The organism is Bradyrhizobium sp. BR 10261, assembly GCF_019455395.1.
GTDB lineage: Bacteria > Pseudomonadota > Alphaproteobacteria > Rhizobiales > Xanthobacteraceae > Bradyrhizobium > Bradyrhizobium manausense.
The window spans coordinates 255636-273211 of sequence record NZ_JACOFQ010000007.1; the positions used below are offsets into that span (position 1 = coordinate 255636).

21 protein-coding genes are annotated in these 17576 nt (G+C 65.2%); 17 read left to right on the forward strand and 4 right to left on the reverse strand.

The window, feature by feature from the left end:
* Nucleotides 1-186: 186 nt before the first annotated feature.
* Together HYH07_RS10810 and ubiA are read left to right on the forward strand one after the other, a co-directional pair.
* On the forward strand, nt 187-843 hold the full coding sequence (locus HYH07_RS10810) for a hypothetical protein (RefSeq protein WP_220002471.1): 657 nt from the start codon (nt 187-189) through the stop codon (nt 841-843).
* Nucleotides 840-1772, forward strand: a complete 933-nt coding sequence (ubiA, locus tag HYH07_RS10815) for a 4-hydroxybenzoate octaprenyltransferase (RefSeq protein WP_220002472.1) — start codon at nt 840-842, stop codon at nt 1770-1772. Before HYH07_RS10810 ends, ubiA begins: the two co-directional genes overlap by 4 nt.
* A gap of 158 nt (nt 1773-1930) precedes the next feature.
* Here ubiA and HYH07_RS10820 read toward each other — a convergent pair whose 3' ends face one another.
* Entirely contained in the window at nt 1931-2449 is a 519-nt protein-coding gene (locus tag HYH07_RS10820; RefSeq protein ID WP_220002473.1) for a DUF6101 family protein, read from the reverse strand.
* A 283-nt stretch (nt 2450-2732) separates the two neighbouring features.
* Between HYH07_RS10820 and HYH07_RS10825 the strand changes: the two genes are divergently transcribed.
* The 6 genes from HYH07_RS10825 to lpxK all read left to right on the forward strand — a co-directional run bounded on the left by HYH07_RS10825 (nt 2733) and on the right by lpxK (nt 8280).
* Nucleotides 2733-4130, forward strand: a complete 1398-nt coding sequence (locus tag HYH07_RS10825; protein ID WP_220002474.1) for a TldD/PmbA family protein — start codon at nt 2733-2735, stop codon at nt 4128-4130.
* Complete coding sequence (locus tag HYH07_RS10830) at nt 4117-4929, forward strand: 3'(2'),5'-bisphosphate nucleotidase CysQ (protein ID WP_220002475.1); 813 nt, start codon at nt 4117-4119, stop codon at nt 4927-4929. The genes HYH07_RS10825 and HYH07_RS10830 overlap by 14 nt, the downstream gene beginning before the upstream one ends.
* A 62-nt stretch (nt 4930-4991) precedes the next feature.
* Complete coding sequence (locus HYH07_RS10835; RefSeq protein WP_220002476.1) at nt 4992-5240, forward strand: DUF4170 domain-containing protein; 249 nt, start codon at nt 4992-4994, stop codon at nt 5238-5240.
* A complete protein-coding gene (locus tag HYH07_RS10840; protein WP_220002477.1) occupies nt 5237-5950 on the forward strand; it encodes a lysophospholipid acyltransferase family protein in 714 nt (237 codons plus the stop codon). The genes HYH07_RS10835 and HYH07_RS10840 overlap by 4 nt, the downstream gene beginning before the upstream one ends.
* The gene (locus HYH07_RS10845) at nt 5913-7271 is read left to right on the forward strand and encodes a 3-deoxy-D-manno-octulosonic acid transferase (protein ID WP_220002478.1); all 1359 of its coding nucleotides are present in this window, start codon (nt 5913-5915) and stop codon (nt 7269-7271) included. The genes HYH07_RS10840 and HYH07_RS10845 overlap by 38 nt, the downstream gene beginning before the upstream one ends.
* Nucleotides 7264-8280, forward strand: coding sequence for a tetraacyldisaccharide 4'-kinase (lpxK, locus tag HYH07_RS10850; protein ID WP_220002479.1), 1017 nt, complete (start codon nt 7264-7266; stop codon nt 8278-8280). The genes HYH07_RS10845 and lpxK overlap by 8 nt, the downstream gene beginning before the upstream one ends.
* 147 nt (nt 8281-8427) lie before the next feature.
* On the opposite strand, the gene HYH07_RS10855 is transcribed toward lpxK, so the two are convergent.
* Entirely contained in the window at nt 8428-8649 is a 222-nt protein-coding gene (locus tag HYH07_RS10855) for a DUF2093 domain-containing protein (RefSeq protein ID WP_057741740.1), read from the reverse strand.
* A gap of 209 nt (nt 8650-8858) precedes the next feature.
* Here HYH07_RS10855 and HYH07_RS10860 point away from each other — a divergent pair, with 209 nt between their 5' ends.
* Nucleotides 8859-9689 (forward strand): dienelactone hydrolase family protein, encoded by an 831-nt coding sequence (locus HYH07_RS10860; RefSeq protein ID WP_220002480.1) that lies wholly within the window; start codon nt 8859-8861, stop codon nt 9687-9689.
* Nucleotides 9690-9753: 64 nt separating this feature from the next.
* On the forward strand, nt 9754-9927 hold the full coding sequence (locus HYH07_RS10865) for a hypothetical protein (protein ID WP_220002502.1): 174 nt from the start codon (nt 9754-9756) through the stop codon (nt 9925-9927).
* A gap of 197 nt (nt 9928-10124) precedes the next feature.
* Here HYH07_RS10865 and xseA read toward each other — a convergent pair whose 3' ends face one another.
* Nucleotides 10125-11747, reverse strand: coding sequence for an exodeoxyribonuclease VII large subunit (xseA, locus tag HYH07_RS10870; RefSeq protein ID WP_220002500.1), 1623 nt, complete (start codon nt 11745-11747; stop codon nt 10125-10127).
* Between the two features lie 135 nt (nt 11748-11882).
* Between xseA and HYH07_RS10875 the strand changes: the two genes are divergently transcribed.
* The 4 genes from HYH07_RS10875 to HYH07_RS10890 are packed head-to-tail and all read left to right on the forward strand — an operon-like array spanning nt 11883 to nt 14379.
* The gene (locus HYH07_RS10875) at nt 11883-12893 is read left to right on the forward strand and encodes an alpha/beta hydrolase (RefSeq protein ID WP_220002481.1); all 1011 of its coding nucleotides are present in this window, start codon (nt 11883-11885) and stop codon (nt 12891-12893) included.
* 34 nt (nt 12894-12927) lie between these two features.
* Nucleotides 12928-13518, forward strand: a complete 591-nt coding sequence (locus HYH07_RS10880) for an inner membrane-spanning protein YciB (protein WP_220002482.1) — start codon at nt 12928-12930, stop codon at nt 13516-13518.
* Between the two features lie 10 nt (nt 13519-13528).
* Nucleotides 13529-14080, forward strand: a complete 552-nt coding sequence (locus HYH07_RS10885; RefSeq protein ID WP_220002483.1) for a hypothetical protein — start codon at nt 13529-13531, stop codon at nt 14078-14080.
* Complete coding sequence (locus HYH07_RS10890) at nt 14080-14379, forward strand: transcriptional regulator (RefSeq protein ID WP_220002484.1); 300 nt, start codon at nt 14080-14082, stop codon at nt 14377-14379. The genes HYH07_RS10885 and HYH07_RS10890 overlap by 1 nt, the downstream gene beginning before the upstream one ends.
* 61 nt (nt 14380-14440) lie before the next feature.
* Here HYH07_RS10890 and HYH07_RS10895 read toward each other — a convergent pair whose 3' ends face one another.
* On the reverse strand, nt 14441-15937 hold the full coding sequence (locus HYH07_RS10895; protein WP_220002485.1) for an NCS1 family nucleobase:cation symporter-1: 1497 nt from the start codon (nt 15935-15937) through the stop codon (nt 14441-14443).
* Between the two features lie 206 nt (nt 15938-16143).
* On the opposite strand from HYH07_RS10895, the gene HYH07_RS10900 reads away from it, so the two are divergent.
* The 3 genes from HYH07_RS10900 to HYH07_RS10910 all read left to right on the forward strand — a co-directional run.
* On the forward strand, nt 16144-16287 hold the full coding sequence (locus HYH07_RS10900) for a hypothetical protein (protein WP_220002486.1): 144 nt from the start codon (nt 16144-16146) through the stop codon (nt 16285-16287).
* 75 nt (nt 16288-16362) lie between these two features.
* The gene (gene tcmP / locus HYH07_RS10905) at nt 16363-17205 is read left to right on the forward strand and encodes a three-Cys-motif partner protein TcmP (RefSeq protein WP_220002487.1); all 843 of its coding nucleotides are present in this window, start codon (nt 16363-16365) and stop codon (nt 17203-17205) included.
* The coding region (locus HYH07_RS10910; RefSeq protein ID WP_220002488.1) for a DUF5131 family protein at nt 17205-17576 on the forward strand (372 nt) is incomplete at its 3' end. The genes tcmP and HYH07_RS10910, both read left to right, overlap by 1 nt.

A 17576-nucleotide genomic window follows, 5' to 3' on the forward strand; every position in this document is an offset into this window, starting at 1 on the left:
CGTTCTTAACCGAAAGCGGTAGTTTGGGGGGTAAATATCGCCGGATCGGTGTGTCGGCACGCCGCGCTCTTGCCCTATTCGACGGGTTGTTAAGTGCCGGCGGGAATCGTAGAAACGCCAGCACGCTGGTTCGCTTCAATTGGGAAGACGCCTGAACCCGTAGCTCCTGCCGGAGAGACACTTTTGATGATCCGTCGTTTGATGGTTCCGATTACTGCCGCCATGGTCGTCATGGGCGCCGCGGGCGCTTACGCCCAGGGATTCCCGGCGCCGCTGCCGAACCAGGCCGCAACCAGTTCCGCATTTCCGCCCGTGAACGGCCAGGCGCCGGTCGCCTCCGTCGGCGCGCCGCAGGCTTCGTTCCCGGTCAATGGTGCAGCTCCGATCGGTGGCGCAGGCGCCTTCAGCGCGGCTCCGCCGACCCAGGCCGGTCCCGGCGAGGATTGCATGAAGGCGTTCATCCCGCTGCGCGAGGACGCCGAGAAGCGCGGCAAGATGATCAAGGCCGCGAGCGATCGCCACGCCCCGCCTGACGAGGCCTGCAAATTGATCAGGGGCTTCGGCCAGGCCGAGCTCAAGATGATCAAGTATGTCGAGGCCCATGCCGCCAAATGCGGGATCCCGCCGACCGTCGCCGCGCAGATGAAGGAAGGTCACAAGAACACCGAGTCGATGCAGACCAAGGTCTGCAACGTCGCACAGCAGATGGCGAACGGGCAGCGCGGTCCGGCCGGTCCGTCGCTGAGCGAGGTGGTGGGTTCGGGCGCGGCGCCGGAGGCCAATGCCAGCAAGAAGGGCGGCAGCACCTTCGACACGCTCAACGGCAACGTCCTCACGCGATGAGCGACACATCCGCCCGCGTTGCCGATTCCACCGGCAACTGGGTCGATACGCTCGCGCCGCAATGGGCACGGCCTTACTTGCGCGTGTCCCGCTTCGATCGTCCGATCGGATCCTGGCTGCTGTTGATGCCGTGCTGGTGGTCGGCGGCGCTCGCCAGCGCAATGGCGCACGATATCCGTTCCCTGCCGCTCACCATCGTCCTGTTCTTCGTCGGCGCCTTCGTGATGCGCGGGGCGGGCTGCACCTGGAACGACATCACCGACCGCGACCTGGATGCCAAGGTCGAGCGCACCCGCTCACGGCCGCTGCCCGCGGGGCAGATCACCGTAAAGCAGGCGCTGGTCTTCATGATCGCGCAAGCGCTGATCGGCCTTGCAGTGCTGCTCCAGTTCAACCGCTTTGCGGTGGCGACCGGCATCGCCTCGCTCGTGATCGTCGCCATCTATCCTTTCATGAAGCGCGTCACCTGGTGGCCGCAGGTCTTCCTCGGTCTTGCCTTCTCGTGGGGCGCGTTGATGGGATTCGCCGTCATCTTCGGACGCATCGATATCACCGCGTTGGTGCTCTATGCGGGGTCGATCGCCTGGGTGATCGGCTATGACACCATCTATGCGCATCAGGACTCCGAGGACGACGCACTGATCGGCGTCAAATCCACCGCGCGCCTGTTTGGTGCGCATACGCACCAGGCGTTGATCCTGTTTTATGGACTTGCGGTGGTGCTGATCGGCGTTGCGCTGGCGTCAGGCGATGTGCGCTGGCCGGCTTGGCTTGGCCTTGCGGCCTTCGCCGTGCATCTGGCCTCGCAGATCCGACGGCTTCGGATCGACGATCCGGAACTGTGCAAGCGCCTGTTCTATTCGAACAAGCATGCGGGAGCGCTGCTGTTTGCGGGATTGCTCGCGGACGCAGTGATGCGCGCGGCCTGACGCAAATGCGTAGGGTGGGTTAGCCCTGCAGCTGCGCGAAGCGCATCTGCAGGGCGTAACCCACCGACTTCTATCCGTGCGGAAAGCAAAGAGGTGGGTTACGCCGAGTGATTGCGCTTCGCGCAATCACGGGGCTAACCCACCCTACGGCATCTCGCCTAGTTGCGCGCGATGATCTCGCGTTCCTCGCGATGAACCGGCAGCTCGCGCGCCATGGCGCTGCGGCGGCGCATCAGGAATTTCGGACGGCGCGCGCGGATCGCGTTGGCGCGGCGGCGGCGCGGCGCCGGCTTGCGGGCGCCTTCGTCGAGCTGCGGCAGCGCAAGGATCTCGCTCCAGATCGCCCAGGCCTCGTTGAGTTCGTCGCCATCGGCGCTGACCAGCAGCGGAACGGAGAGCGAGGGATCGCGGTGCACGAGCACGAGGGTCTGCGCCTCGTCATTGCCGCGCAGCGCGAGCCCGGTGAAGTCGCTGACGCGGACATTGATCGCCATCTGCATGCCGCGGACGGCACGGCGCAGCACGACACGCTCGCGATGAAGCTCGATCTGCCTGGTGTAGCCGTCGGCGCGCGGGTCATGCGCGTCGAAGCGGACCGGAAGGGAAAGAGGGTCGAGCCGCAGAGAGCGGCTCGACCCGGCGGGGTTGACCCCGCATATTGCTGTTTGACGCCTCACGGCCCTTCGTTCTCCCCGCCAGGATTATGTTCCCGGTCGATGCGAGGACCTTAGCGCGGCGGCTTCCGAAAACCGCTTAAAAAGGCTGGTTAATCCAACCTCACCGTCCGCCATGATTGACAAGACCTTGGCGCGCATGATTGACGAGACGTTGCGCGAAAGCCGCGAATCTGAGCCTTCTGCGGACTGAAAATGCTTGAAGTCCGCACCATTTGGGCACATCTGGTGTTCAGGGCCTAAGATCGCCCCGAAACCTCCCGCGCGCCCCAACAGGATTTCGTTCGTGAACTCTTCACCATCTGCAAGCTCGACGCTTCAGTCCAAAGCCACCAGCGCCCTGTTTGACCAATCCGCGCTGTCGGATCTGGCGCAACGCTTGGTCGAGGCGGCCAAGCGCGCCGGCGCGGATGCGGCCGACGCGGTCGCGGTGCGCGGCGTCTCGCAGGGCGTCGAGGTGCGCGACGGCCGCGTCGAGGAATCCGAGCGGTCCGAGGGCGACGATGTCGGCCTGCGCGTGCTGGTCGGCCGGCGCCAGGCCGTGGTCTCGACCAATGACGCGAGCGGCGATGCCGTCACCAAGCTCGCGGAACGTGCGGTGGCGATGGCGCGTGTCGCGCCTGATGACAAATATGTCGGCCTCGCCGATCCCGCGTTGCTCGCGCGTGACTTCCCCGAGCTCGACCTGCTCGATCCCAATGTGCCCGCGACATCAGAGCTCGAGCGCCGCGCGCTCGAAGCGGAGGCCGCCGCGCTTGCCGTGAAGGGCGTGTCGAAATCCGGCGGCGCGTCCGCCTCCGCCGGCATGGGCGGCATGGTGCTCGTCACCTCGACCGGTTTCCACGGCTCTTACCTGCGTTCCAGCCAGGGCATCTCGGCGACCGCCATCGTCGGCGAAGGCACCAGCATGGAGCGCGACTACGATTTCACCTCGGCGCCGCACGCTGCCGATCTGTTGTCGCCGGAAGCCGTTGGCCGCTCCGCCGGCGAGCGCACCGTGGCGCGCTACAATCCGCGCAAGGTCGAGACCTGCAAGGTGCCCGTGGTGTTCGATCCGCGCGTCGCCGGCTCGCTGGTCGGCCATCTCGTCGGCGCCATCAACGGCGCCTCGATCGCGCGCAAGACCAGTTTCCTGAAGGACAGGCTCGGCCAGCAGCTGTTTTCGAAAAACATCCGCATCATCGACGACCCCCTGCGCAAGCGCGGCCTGCGCTCGCAGACCTTCGACGCCGAAGGCGTCGCGGTGAAGCGGACCGCGCTAGTCGACGACGGCGTGCTGACGACCTGGCTGCTCGACTGCGCCACCGCGCGCGAGCTCGGTCTCACCACGACAGGCCACGCCCATCGCGGCGTCTCCTCCTCGCCCTCGCCCGGGCCGTATAATCTGCATCTCGAAGCCGGCACGCTGAGCCCGGCCGAACTGATCGCCGACATCGGCCAAGGTTTCTACGTCACCGATCTGATCGGCTCGGGCGTCAACGGCGTCACCGGCGATTACAGCCGCGGCGCCTCCGGCTTCTGGATCGAGAACGGCGAGCTCACCTATCCCGTCAGCGAGGTGACGATCGCCGGCCATCTGTTCGAGATCTTCAAGTCGATGCAGCCGGCCAACAATCTCGAGTTCCGCTACGGCATCAATGCGCCGACGGTGCGCATCGAGGGACTGACGCTTGGCGGACGCTGACTTTTCCGACACGACGACACTGACGCGCGACGCAGCGCTGCTGCAGGACACGGTGCGGGAGGCGGGGAGCCTGGCGCAGTCGATGTTCCGCACCACACTGAAGAAGTGGATCAAGGGCGCGTCCTCGCCGGTCTCGGAAGCCGACATCGCCGTCAACGATCTGCTCGAAGCGCGCCTGCGCGGTGCCACGCCCGACTATGGCTGGCTGTCGGAGGAGAGCGCCGATGATCAGGCGCGGCTGTCGCGGCGGCTGACCTGGGTGGTCGATCCCATCGACGGCACCCGCAACTACCTCAATGGTCATGACGAATGGTGCGTCAGCGTCGCGCTGGTCGAGGTTTCAGCGCCGGTGCTGGCCGCGGTCTACGCGCCTGTGACGAACGAGTTCTTTTTTGCCGCCCGCGGCCAGGGCACCACGCTGAATGGCCATCGGGTCCGGGCGACGCCCGGGTCCTTGCTCGACTTCGCCCGCATGGCCGGCCCCAAGCCGATGGTCGAGCGACTCAATGCAAAAGTCGGCGACGTCAAACTGCATCCGCGAATCGGTTCGCTTGCGCTACGGCTGTGCCGGGTCGCCAATGGCGCCCTGGATGCGGCTTTCGCGGGCGGCAATAGCCATGATTGGGATCTTGCGGCGGCCGATTTGATCGTGCAGGAAGCGGATGGTAGGATGAGCGACCTCTCTGGAGGTCCCATCCTTTATAATCGCCGGGAAGTGACGCACGGGGTGCTGGTGGCAGCGGGACGCGATCGTCATGCGAGCATTGTCGCGCATTTTCGCAATCGTCCCTTGCCCTGAAGCGCCCGTCGGCCTCCTTGTCGACCACTGCTTTGCCGGGCAGCCCCTTAGGAACCGAACTCATGTCAGATAGTGCCCCGCAACAACTGCTTCACCTCGTCATCGGCGGTGAGTTGCTCGATCTCGAGCACAATGTCTTCAAGAACCTCGACGAGGTCGAGATCGTCGGCCTCTACCCGAATTATGCGTCCGCCCATGTCGCCTGGCGCGCCAAGGCGCAGAGCACGGTCGACAACGCGCAGATGCGCTATTTCATCGTCCACCTGCACCGGCTGCTCGACCCGAACCAAGAAACGAAGCCGGCGCGTTGAAAAAACTGCTTCGCAATACGCTGCGAAGCAGCTGGTTTCAGCGTGCCGTCGGGGTCCTGGCGGCCGAATATCTGCGTCTGGTGTGGCGGACCAACAGGTTCACGTTCGATCCGCCTGACGTCTATCAGCTGGTCGAGCCGCAGATGCCGGCGATCTTCGCGTTCTGGCACGGCCAGCATTTCCTCACCCCGTTCATCAAGAACAAGGACTCTTACCGCGCCAAGGTTCTGATCTCCCGCCACCGCGACGGCGAGTTCAACGCGGTTGCCGCCGAGCGGCTCGGCATCGGCACCATCAGGGGGTCCGGGGATCACGGCGGCGCGTTCCATCGCAAGGGTGGTGTCGGCGCCTTCAGGGAAATGGTGTACACGCTGCAAGACGGTTGTAATGTCGCGTTGACCGCCGATGTCCCCAAGCGTTCGCGCGTGGCCGGCCTCGGCATCATCATGCTGGCACGGGAATCGGGGCGGCCGATCATGCCTTTTGCGATGGCGACCAGCCGCTTCATCCGGCTCAGGAACTGGGACCGCACCACCATCAACCTGCCGTTCGGCCGGGGCGCTCTGGTCGGCATCAAGGAAATCCACGTTCCCGCAGACGCCGATGCCGCGAAGATGGAGGAGCTGCGGCAGGAACTGGAAGACACGCTGAACGAAGCCACCAGCCGCGCCTATGCGCAGCTCGGCCGCAAGGGGCCTGCAGATGGCTAGCTCGTTGCCCCACGCGCTTCCCAAGTCGCTGCCAATGACGCTGCGGATGTATCGGCGCCTCGCCACCGGCCTCGTGCCACTCGCGCCTGCACTGATCAAGCGGCGGCTGAAGCAGGGCAAGGAGGACCCCGCGCGCGTCGGCGAGCGTCGCGGCCTCAGCCGGGACGTGCGGCCGCACGGCCCGCTGGTCTGGATCCACGGCGCCAGCGTCGGCGAGGTGCTGGCCGCTGCGGCGCTGATCGAGCGCCTGCGCGATCTCAACCTGCGCATCCTGCTCACGTCGGGCACGGTCACCTCGGCGGCCGTCGTGGCAAAACGCTTTCCGCCCGACGTCATCCATCAATACGTGCCGTATGATTCTCCGCGCTATGTCGCGCGCTTCCTCGACCATTGGAAGCCGTCGCTGGCGCTGTTCATCGAATCCGACCTGTGGCCGAACCTGATCCTGGCCGGCGCGGCGCGCCGCGTGCCCATGGTGCTGATCAACGGGCGGATGTCGCCGCGCTCCTTCCCGCGCTGGCGGCGGATGCACGGCACTATCTCGGCGCTGCTGTCGCGCTTTGATATCTGCCTCGCGCAGTCGAAGACCGATGCCGAACGCTTCGCCGCGCTCGGCGGCCGTGACGTCGTCACCACGGGCAATCTCAAGCTCGACGTGCCGGCGCCGCCGGCAGATCCCGCCAAGCTCGAACGGCTGATGACGATGACGCGCGGCCGTCCGATCATCGTCGCGGCCTCGACCCATCCGGGCGAGGACGAGATGCTGGTCGCGGCCCATCGCAGCCTCGTCGGCATCTTCCCGCAGCTCTTGACCGTGATCGTACCGCGGCACCCGGATCGCGGCTCGTCGATCGCAGGCATGATCGCGGCATCGGGCCTGAAGCCGGCGCTGCGCTCGCGCGACGAGCAGCTGGCGGCGACGACCGATGTCTATGTCGCCGACACCATGGGCGAGCTCGGCCTGTTCTATCGCCTCTCGCCGATCGTGTTCATGGGCAAGTCGCTGGTGGGAGAGGGCGGCCAGAACCCGATCGAGGCGATCAAGCTTGGCGCTGCCATCGTCCACGGCCCGAACGTTGCCAATTTCAGCGAACTCTATGCGGCCCTCGACCAGAGCGGCGGCGCGCGCCAGGCCGACACGCAGGAGGCGCTGACGAAACAGCTCGGCCTGTTGCTGGCCGATCCCGGTGTGCGCGACAAGATGCAGCGCGCGGGAAGCGGCGTGGTCGAGCAGCTCGGCGGCGCGCTCGATCGCACCATGGCGGCGCTCGAGCCGTATCTGATGCAGTTGCGGATCGAGATGGGAGCCGCCAATGCGTGAGCCGGCCTTCTGGTACCGGCCGCGTTCTCCGAAGTCGCATCTGCTCAGCCCGCTCGGCGCACTCTATGGCGCCATCACCGCGCGCCGCATGGCGCGCAGGGGATTTGACGCCGGCATCCCCGTGCTCTGCGTCGGCAATTACCATGTCGGCGGAGCCGGCAAGACGCCGACCGTGCTGGCCCTGACCAAGCTGCTGCGCGAGCTTGGCGAGAGCCCGGTCGTGCTCAGCCGCGGTTATGGCGGGCACTTGCGCGGCCCGGTCATGGTCGATCGGATGCGTCACACCGCCACTGAGGTCGGCGACGAGCCGCTGATGATGGTGCGCGACGTCCCCGTCGCTGTCGCGCGCGACCGCCTCGACGGTGTCGCGCTGGCGAAGTCGCAAGGCGCCACCGTGATCCTGATGGACGACGGCTTCCAGAATCCAAAACTGCTCAAGGATGCCTCGCTGATCGTGATCGACAGCGAGCGCGGACTCGGCAATGGCAAGGTGTTTCCGGCCGGCCCTCTGCGCGCGCCACTCAAGCCACAGCTATCGCGCACCGACGCGCTGGTGCTGATCGGCGACGGCCATGCCGCGGACGATGTCGCGGCTGAGATTGCCAATCGTGGCAAGCCGGTGCTGCGCGCGCGGCTGAAGCCCGATGCGGACTCGCTTGCAAGACTGCAGGGCAAGCCGGTGTTCGCTTTCGCGGGCATCGGCGATCCCGAGCGCTTCTTCCGCACCCTGCGCACTGGCGGCATCGAGGTCGCGCGCACGCGTCCGTTCGCCGACCACCACATGTTCTCGCGCGACGAGCTCGCCGCGCTCGCGGCCGACGCGAAAGCCGGACAGCTCACCCTGGTGGCGACGGAAAAAGATCTGGCGCGCCTGCGCGGCATTGATGGCGTACCTGACGGCATCGTGCCGTTCAAGGTCGCGCTCGAATTCGACGATGCGGCCAGGCTCAAGCAGCTGATCAGCGATCAGCTCTACAAGGCCCGCGAGCGAAGGTTTTCCGCGCGATGAACTCGTAGGGTGGGCAAAGGCGCCCTTGCGCCGTGCCCACGATGTGTCGCGTTCGGAGACAGCTGGTGGGCACGCTTGCGCTTTGCCCACCCTACGGCACCTCGCCATTCAGCCGATATTCATCGCTGGCCATCTATCGCTACGAGATCACGGCTTCGGCGCGCCGGGAAAATGCCGCTGCAGCACGGCGGCGGGCGTGGCGTAGGCCTCTTGCAGGTCCACGCTCCAGTACTTCAATTCGTCGAGCGGGATCCGCGTGTCGGTCACAGCGCAGCGTACGAAAGTCCCGGGCGAGATCACGCGGAAATCGCCGTCGAGATATTGCACCTGGGCTTCGCCATGGCCCGAGGGGCCGAACTTGTTCAGCACGGTCGAAAGTCTCCGTGGGAGGCCGCTTCCAGGAATACCTTTAGGGCAACCCCTGATGGGTGAACCTTGGAGGGCACGATGTGTTGGATCTGACCTAGCATAGATAGGACGGCTTGTCCGCCCGTTAAACCCACCGGTTTGTGATGTTTTGCCGCCGTGACCGCATGATAATTCTGGAGGCCGTGCGGCACCTCCTGCGACAGAGTCCGATGCGCGCCTTAACTTCCGCCCTGTTCCTGGCACTGCTGATGTCGGCCGCGCAGGCCGCGCCGGCGCCTGCGCCGCAAGCGGTCGAGATTCCGCTGTCGTCCGGCGTCCTGCATGCGCAGCTGTTCAAGCCCGAGGGCGAGGGCCCATTCCCGACCGTGATCGCACTGCACGGTTGCGGCGGCCTCGGCAGCCATTCCGATTCCGTCCAGCCGCGCTATCGCGATTGGGCCGAGCGCCTGCTCAAGGCGGGCAATGCAGTGCTGCTTCCGGACAGCTATGGCTCGCGCGAGCTCGGGCCGCAATGCCGCGTCAAGGACATCCACGTCAAGGCGCGGCGCGAGCGTGTCACCGACATCGCGGCATCACGTGCCTGGCTGATGAAGCAGAGCTGGGTGGCCCGAGACCGTGTCAGCCTGATCGGCTGGGCCAATGGCGCCAGCGCGCTGCTCTGGGCGGTGCGGCCGCAAGCCGCCGCGCGCGATGCGGGCCCGGACTTCCGCGCCGCGATCGCGTTCTATCCGGATTGCCGGATCTCGGCCGGTCTCGGCTGGAGCACGCGGGTGCCGACGCTGCTGCTGATCGGCGCCAATGACGACGTCTCCTCGCCCCCGGCCTGCCGCCAGATGGTGGACGGCGCCCATGGCCGCAGCGCGCTCGCGCGCATCGTGGTCTATCCCGGCGCCTATCACGATTTCGACCGCGCCAACACGCCGCTGCACGCAGCTAGCGCCAGCCCTGATGCCGCCGTTCCCGAGCACGGCCATCTCGGAACCGATTCGGTGGCGCGCGCGGAGTCGCAGAAGGAGGTCGCGGAGTGGCTGGCGCGATAGCGCGCAGACGCGGGCCTGCCGCGCCGGAGCTCGGCAGAGCGAAGGCGGGGGCCTTAGTTCGACCATGATCTCCACTAAACGCATCAGCATGCGCAACCGCATCGTCATCTTCTCATCGGCCCTCGCTATCTTTACCGTCGCGATCTTCCTGTTCGAAGCTCACGCCGGCGCGCCGCAACTCGCGCCGGAACATTGCGGCTTCTGGACCACGATGGACGCGGGATTGTCCTGCCGCTGAAGCTTACCCTACCAATTCCGTCACCCTGAGGTGCTCGCCTCTTCGGCGAGCCTCGAAGGGCGACGGCCCGGCTGCATCGCGGCCGCTCATCCTTCGAGGCTCCCTGCGCGATGCTGCGCATCGCGCCACTCGCACCTCAGGATGACGGGTCTGAATAGGCTATGCGCTGCCTCCACGAGGATGAGAGAGCTCGCGCTTCAGAACAAACTGCCCTGATCCACCGGCTTCGCCACGCGCTTCGGTGCCGGCTTTGTTTCCTGCGTCGCCGCCTTCGGCTGCGCTGGCGCGCGCCTCGTCACCGCCGCCGGCCGGTCCGCATCCGCCGTCGCGCCGACGCGGCCATCCGCGAATTCGATCGCGAGCCGCGCATTCGGGCCGACGCTGTCGGCCGAGTGCAGGGGATGCCCTGACTCATCGCGCACCAGCGCAAAGCCGCGGGCGAGCACGCCGCGATAGGACAGCGCAGAGAGCAGCTTGCCGCTGTTCTCGACGCGGGCATCCAGCCGCTGCAGCAACGTCACCAGCGCACGGCCGGCACGCTCGGAAAGCCGCTGCGTACGCTCGCGCTGGCGGGCAATCGCATTGCGCTGCGCCTGCGCGTTGGAGAGCTTTGAGGCCCGCAGCCGCACTTCAAGCCCGGCGAAGCGATCGCGCCGCCGCCTGAGCAGCGAGCGCGCCGACAGGCCGAGCCGCTCACCGCAGACGGTGAGCCGATGCCCGGCCTGCGAAATCTGGCCGTGCAGCACCCGCAATGTCAGTTTTGAACCAGCCGCGGTGAACCTGCGGAAATGCGCATGCGTGTTGGCCTTGAGCCCGCGGGGCAGGGCGCTGCCCGCCGAATCCAGCCGCTGCCGCGGGATCGCCAGCAGGTCTGATGCGGCGGGGAGCGCACGCGCGGCTGCGCGAAGCTCGTTGCGGCGGTTTTCGTGGCCACGCTGCCAGCAGGCGCGCGTGCGCCGGGCGAGATCGGCGACCTCGACGAACAATTCGCTGCGCACCGGCACCGCCATTTCGGCGGCCGCCGTCGGCGTCGGCGCGCGCTTGTCGGCGACGAAATCGATCAGCGTGATGTCGGTCTCGTGGCCCACGGCCGAGATCAGCGGGATCATGCTCTCGGCCGCGGCCCGCACCACGATCTCCTCGTTGAACGACCAGAGATCCTCCAGCGAGCCGCCGCCGCGCGCGACGATCAGCACGTCGGGCCGCGGAATCCTGCCGCCTTCCGGCAGCGCGTTGAAGCCGCGGATCGCGGCGGCCACCTGCTCGGCCGAGCCTTCGCCCTGCACCTTCACCGGCCACACCAGCACGCGGCGGGGAAAGCGGTCCTCGAGCCGGTGCAGGATGTCGCGGATCACGGCGCCGGTCGGCGAGGTGACGACGCCGATCACCTCGGGCAGCCAGGGCAAGAGCTGCTTGCGCGCCTCGTCGAACAGACCTTCGGCCGCGAGCTTCTTCTTGCGCTCCTCCATCAGCGCCATCAGCGCGCCGATGCCGGCCGGCTCCAGCGCCTCGATCACGATCTGGTATTTCGACGAGCCCGGATAGGTGGTGAGCTTGCCGGTCGCAATCACCTCGAGCCCCTCCTGGGGCTTGAAGCGCATGCGGCCATGCACGCCCTTCCAGATCACCGCCTCGATCTTGGCGCTCTCGTCCTTGAGCGCGAAATAGCAATGGCCGGAGGAATGGGCGCCGCGGAATCCGGAGATCTCGCCGCGGACCCGGACATGGCCATAGGTGTCCTCCACCGTCCGCTTCAGGGACTGGGACAGCTCGGAAACGGTGAATTCGGGCGCGTTGTGCAGTTGTTCCGCAGGCGGCATCGGCAAACGATTCGGCATGTTGGGGTCATCAGGACGTTAAGGATTTTCGCCAGGAAGCGCGAATCCGGCTCTTGATCGCAAGAGTACTCTGTAATATAGAGTTCTCTATAAATCGAGATCAGGGAGTCCTGAACGATGGTGATGCTGATGCTGAAAGGGGCACTTAGCCTGCTCAAATGGGGTCTGTGCGCCGTTGGCGCCGTCGCCCTGGTCTTCACTGCCTTGATTGCGACGCCGCTGCAGCGGCCTCCCGAGATGCGCTCGGTCTCCGACTCCGCCAAGGGCATTGACTGGTCCACTTTGCCGCCGCTGGAGCGTTTTCAGGCCCGCGACGGCACCTGGCTCGGCTTCCGCCACTATCAGGCGAAGGGCGCGGACACCGGTCGCGGCGCGATCTTCATCCACGGCTCGGCCGGCTCCTCCGGCACGGTCAACCACGCGCTGACCGCGGCGCTCGCCGCACACGGCGTCGAGACCTGGGCGCTGGATACGCGCGGCCACGGCGCCTCGGGCACGCGCGGCGATATCGGCTATGTCGGCCAGCTCGAGGACGACCTCGTCGATTTCGTCGCCCATGTCCGCAAGAGTGCGCCGGAGCTGCCGCTGACGCTGATCGGCCATTCCGCCGGCGCCGGCTTCTCGCTGCGCGTCGCCGCGACGCCGATCATGAAGGATCTGTTCGTCCGCACCGTGCTGGTTGCGCCCTATCTCGGCTATGACGCGCCGACCAACGTCAAGCATGCCGGCGGCTGGGCCAATGCCGACCTGCCGCGCTATTTCGCGCTCGCTGCGCTGCGCAAGCTCGGCATCGATTGCTGCTCGCAGCTTCCGGTGCTCGCCTTCGCGGTGCCCGCGAATTCGGAGCGCTACCTGACCGCTGTTTATTCCGACCGCCTGATGCGTAATTTTGCCACGCGCGGCTATCGCCTCGATCTGCCCGCGGTGACGCATCCCATGACGATCTTCGGCGGCGCCGAGGACGAGATGATGATATCAGGCAAATATGCCGAGGCCGTGCAGGCGATCAAACCCTCCATCGACGTCAAGATCATCGACGGCGTCAACCATATGGGCATGGTCACCAATCCGAAGGCGGTCAATGCGATCGCGGAGGACGTGGCGACGCGAGGAGCGGGGCAGTCATGATGCGATCCACTTTCGGCAGGCCGTGGAGACAGCCATGAAAAACCTGTTTGAGGCCGGAAAGCTGCTGCTGCTCGACATGGCGGCGACGCTGTTCTTTCTCGTGCTCTATCTGCTCACCCACAATGTGACCCTGTCGGTCGTGCTCGGCATGGCGCTGGGCCTCGCCCAGATCGGCTGGCAGTTCGCGCGCAGCAAGCCGATCGACATCATGCAGTGGATGAGCCTGTTCCTGGTGCTCGGCGCCGGCACCGTCACGCTCATCACCAACGATCCGCGTTTCGTCATGGTCAAGCCGAGCGTCATCTACGTCATCGTCGGCATCGTGATGCTGAAGCGCGGGTGGATGAACCGCTATCTGCCGCCTGTCGCGATCGAGCTGGTGCCTGACGTCGCCATCATCGTCGGCTATGCCTGGTCGGGCCTGATGTTTGTCTCTGCCGCGCTCAACCTGATCGTGGCCCTCAATTTCGACGTTGCGACCTGGTCGGCGGCCATGTCGATCTATGGCATCGTCAGCAAGGCCGTGATGTTCCTGATCAGTTACGCAGCTATACGCACCATCGCCGTTGCGCGCCGCCGGCGCGCCGCGGCTCGCGCGGCCGATGTTGCGATGATACCGGGTTGATGGTGATAGCATGATCGACAGCAAGGAAGCGTCCGCAGCGCTGGCCGAGATCGACGACATCGTCCAGCGCCTGCGGCAGTCGCAGCTCTATGAGCTGGCGAGCCTCGGGGCGATCTGGTGGGGGGCTCTGGTCTTCGCCGGCAATCTGGTGACCTGGGCGTGGCCACGCTACGCTGGCTACGCCTGGCCCGCCGTCGACATAATGGGGGTCGGTGGATTGGTTGCGCTCCGCTGGCTCACCCCGTCACGTGTCCATGGCGCCGCCTTCGATGTCAGGGTGCCGCTGGTCTTCGTGCTGTTCTTCGCCTTCGGCTATATCTGCACCGAATTGCTCGGTCATTTCGGTCCGCGCGAGCAGGGCGCGTTCTGGCCGCTCTACTTCATGCTGTTCTACATGCTGGCGGGCCTCTGGTTCGGCACCGCCTTCGTCGCGATCGGCATCAGTATCGCCGCGCTGACGCTGATCGGCTATTTCTATATCGGCGCGGCCTTCCCGCTCTGGATGGCCTTCGTCAACGGCGGCGGCCTGATCCTCGGCGGCCTCTGGATGCGGCGGATCTGATGGCCGAGCTCGACGACATCATCCATCAGCCCTTGCGGCTGAAGATCATGGCGGCCCTGAACGCATTGCCGATCGCCTCAGGCCTGGAATTCGCGCGCCTGAAAAAACTCACCGGCGCCACCGACGGCAATCTCGGCGCGCACATCGAGACGCTGGCCAAGGCGGGTTACGTGTCGGTGGAGAAGGCGTTCGTGGGCAAGAAACCGCAGACGACGGTGACCGCCACGGCTGCCGGGCGCGGAGCCTTCGCGCGGCACGTGGCGACGCTGCAGGAGATCATCGCGGGAAAGCAGGTTTAGCAGCCGCCGTCGCATCGGCGAAAGGACGGCCCGCTGCGGCAGGCCGTCCCCGTAAAGCCGGTCAGGCCGGCTGAGAAGCGAGCGCAGTCTGACGGAGCATGAGATAGTTGTAGATACCGTAACCCAGGCCCACGCCGATGAACCAGGTGAAATTGGCCAGCATCGACAATGACGGGACCAGTGCACAGATCGCCGGCACCAGTGCGGAGGGAATGATCGCCAGGATTGCGTTCCTGTTGTACCCGCCCTCGTACCAATAACTTCCGTTCTCGCTCAGAGTGTAGAGGTCGTCGACGACGATCTGCTGCTTCTTCACCTTGTAGAAGTCCGCGATCAGGATTCCGAACAGCGGACCGATGAACGCGCCGAGGATGTCGAGCGTGTAATGGATGACCTGCGGATTGTCGTACAGGTTCCACGGCGTGATGAAGACCGAGCCGACCGCGGCGATCATGCCGCCCATCCGCCAACTGATCCGCTGCGGCGCGACGTTCGAGAAGTCGAATGCCGGCGAGACGAAGTTGGCCACGATATTGATGCCGATGGTCGCGATCATGAAGGTCAGCGCGCCGAGGACGACCGCAAATGTGCTGTCGATCTTGCTGACGGTTTCCACGGGATCCGTGATCATGTGGCCGAACACAGGCAGCGTGGCCGACGTCGTGACGACAGTGAGCACGGAGAAGCCGAGGAAGTTGACCGGCAGGCCCCAGAAATTGCCGGCCTTCACCGCGCCAAAGCTCTTTCCGTAGCGCGAGAAGTCGCCGAAATTCAGCATCGGTCCGGAGAAATACGATACCACCAGGGCGATCGCATTGATCATCACGGGCAGAGCGTCCCAGCCGGAATATTTGACCTCGCCGAGCGTGAGCCCGATGTTGCCGATGCCCGCCTTGGCGATGAGATAGACCGCGAGCACGATCATCACGACATAGACGGCCGGGCCGGCCCAGTCGATGAAGACGCGGATCGCCTCCATGCCGCGCCAGAACACGATCGCCTGCAGCACCCATAGGAACATGAAGCAGGCCCAACCGAGCGCCGACAGGCCGACGAAACCGTGCTGGCCGACATCGGCATAGGGCGCCAGCGAGGGAAAGAACTTGAGCGCCACCACCATGAACGCGCTCGAGGCCAGATAGGTCTGGATGCCGTACCAGGCGACGGCGATGAGGCCGCGGATGATGGCCGGGATATTGGCGCCCTTCACGCCGAACGGCGCGCGGCAGATCACGGGATAAGGCGTTCCCGTGACCTGGCTCGGCTTGGCGACGAGGTTGCAGAACAGCTGCACGATCATGATGCCGGCCAGCAGCGCGATCAGCACCTGCCAGCCGACCAGCCCGAGCGAGAACAGGCTTCCCGCGGTGACGTAACCGCCGACGCTATGCACATCGGACATCCAGAATGCGAAAATATTGTACGCGCCCCAGGTCTGTTCCTTGAGCGGGGCAAGGTCTTCATTGGTCAGGTCCGGATGATAGCCGGGCTTGATGATAACGCGGGCATGGCCCTCGGAAGCGGCTCCTCCCGGGGCTTCGGGCAGTTTGGGACTCATTGTCTTCCTCCAAGCAACAAGGATCCGCGCATTCGATCTGTGCACGCACCGCGCGGGTTCGCCCCAAATTGCAAGCTGCGTGCCATATTTGAACGTTCGATAAACTACTTTGAACGTTCGATAAAACTATTTTGACGTTCGAAAAGGCCGGCGGCCCATGTTCAAATCGCCGCCATCCGCCGCCTGGATTGCCTATTAGCCGCGCAGTGCCGCACGCGGGTTTGCCTTGCGCCGCCGGCCGCTCCAATGCGCGCAAGACCAGCGTGCTCGGCCATTTCGGCCGCGAGTTCGCCGCCTTCGCGCGGCACGTGGCGACGCTGCAGCAGATCATTGCGGGGGAGGCAAGGTAGTCTCAAGAAAAGTGCCATCGCGTTAACCCTCAACCTCTAGCAGTGTGGTAGTAGCTCGGCCAGGGAGCTGATTGCATGGCAAAAAAGGAAGTCAAACTCGATCCCGACGACGGAATGATCATCGGCGAGGTCGGCCCATGGGCGGTTGAAAAGCACGACCGCGTAAAGAGGTACATCCAAGCGGCGCGCGGTGCTCGCGCGAAGTTCTTGCCCCCGAAGGGAAGCGGGGGCGCAACATACATCGAGCTATATTCGGGCGCGGGCCGGTCACTCATCAGTGGCACAAGTCAGATAATCGACGGCAGCGCTGTGGTGGCGTTCAACGCCGGGCGCGCCAGCGGTCATCCGTTCTCAGAAATGCACCTGTCCGATCTGGATGCGCAGAACTCAGCCGCGCTTGCACAACGCATCAAGTATTTGGGCGGATCGGCGACAAGCTACGTCGGCGAAGCAAGTGTGATCGTCGATCAGGTGATGGGGGCGATTAATCCCTATGGCCTCCACCTTGCTTTTCTCGATCCCTTCAATCTGGCGCAATTACCGTTCTCGATCATCGAGCGGATGCTGCGGGTGAAGCGGATGGACATGATCATCCACGTCAGCCTTCAGGATTTGCAGCGCAACCTTGATCGGCATTCGCGCGTCGGTGGAGCGCTGGACATCTTTGCGCCCGGGTGGCGCGATGCGGTTAACGTCAACCAAGCAACTCATGCGTTGCGCGCGGCATTTATCGACTACTGGCTGCAGTCTATCCGCTCGCTCGGCACACATCCCGCGACCGGCATACCGCTGATCGTGGGCTCGAAGAGCCAGCGCCTCTATTGGCTGGTGTTCTTGAGTTCAAATCCGCTGGGACACAAGCTGTGGAATGACGTACAAAACTTGGGCGGCCAAGGGTCGCTCTTAGAGGGACTGTAATGGCTGACACCTCAATCGAGTGGACCGACGCGACATGGAACCCCGTCGCTGGCTGCACAGTGCTCTCGCCCGGCTGCACGAACTGCTACGCGATGCGCATGGCGGCGCGGCTGGATGCGATGGGCATGCCGAAGTATCGGGGTCTCACGCGCAAGAGCGGCAAGCGTGCCGTGTGGACCGGCAGGGTCAGGCTTGATCGCGCCGCACTTGGCATCCCGACAGGCTGGAAGAAGCCGCGCCGGATCTTCGTGAACTCGATGTCGGACCTGTTTCACGAAAGCGTGCCACCGGAGTTCGTTGCGGCTGTCTGGCACACGATGCAGGCGACGCCGCAGCACACCTATCAAATTCTGACCAAGCGGCCGGATCGG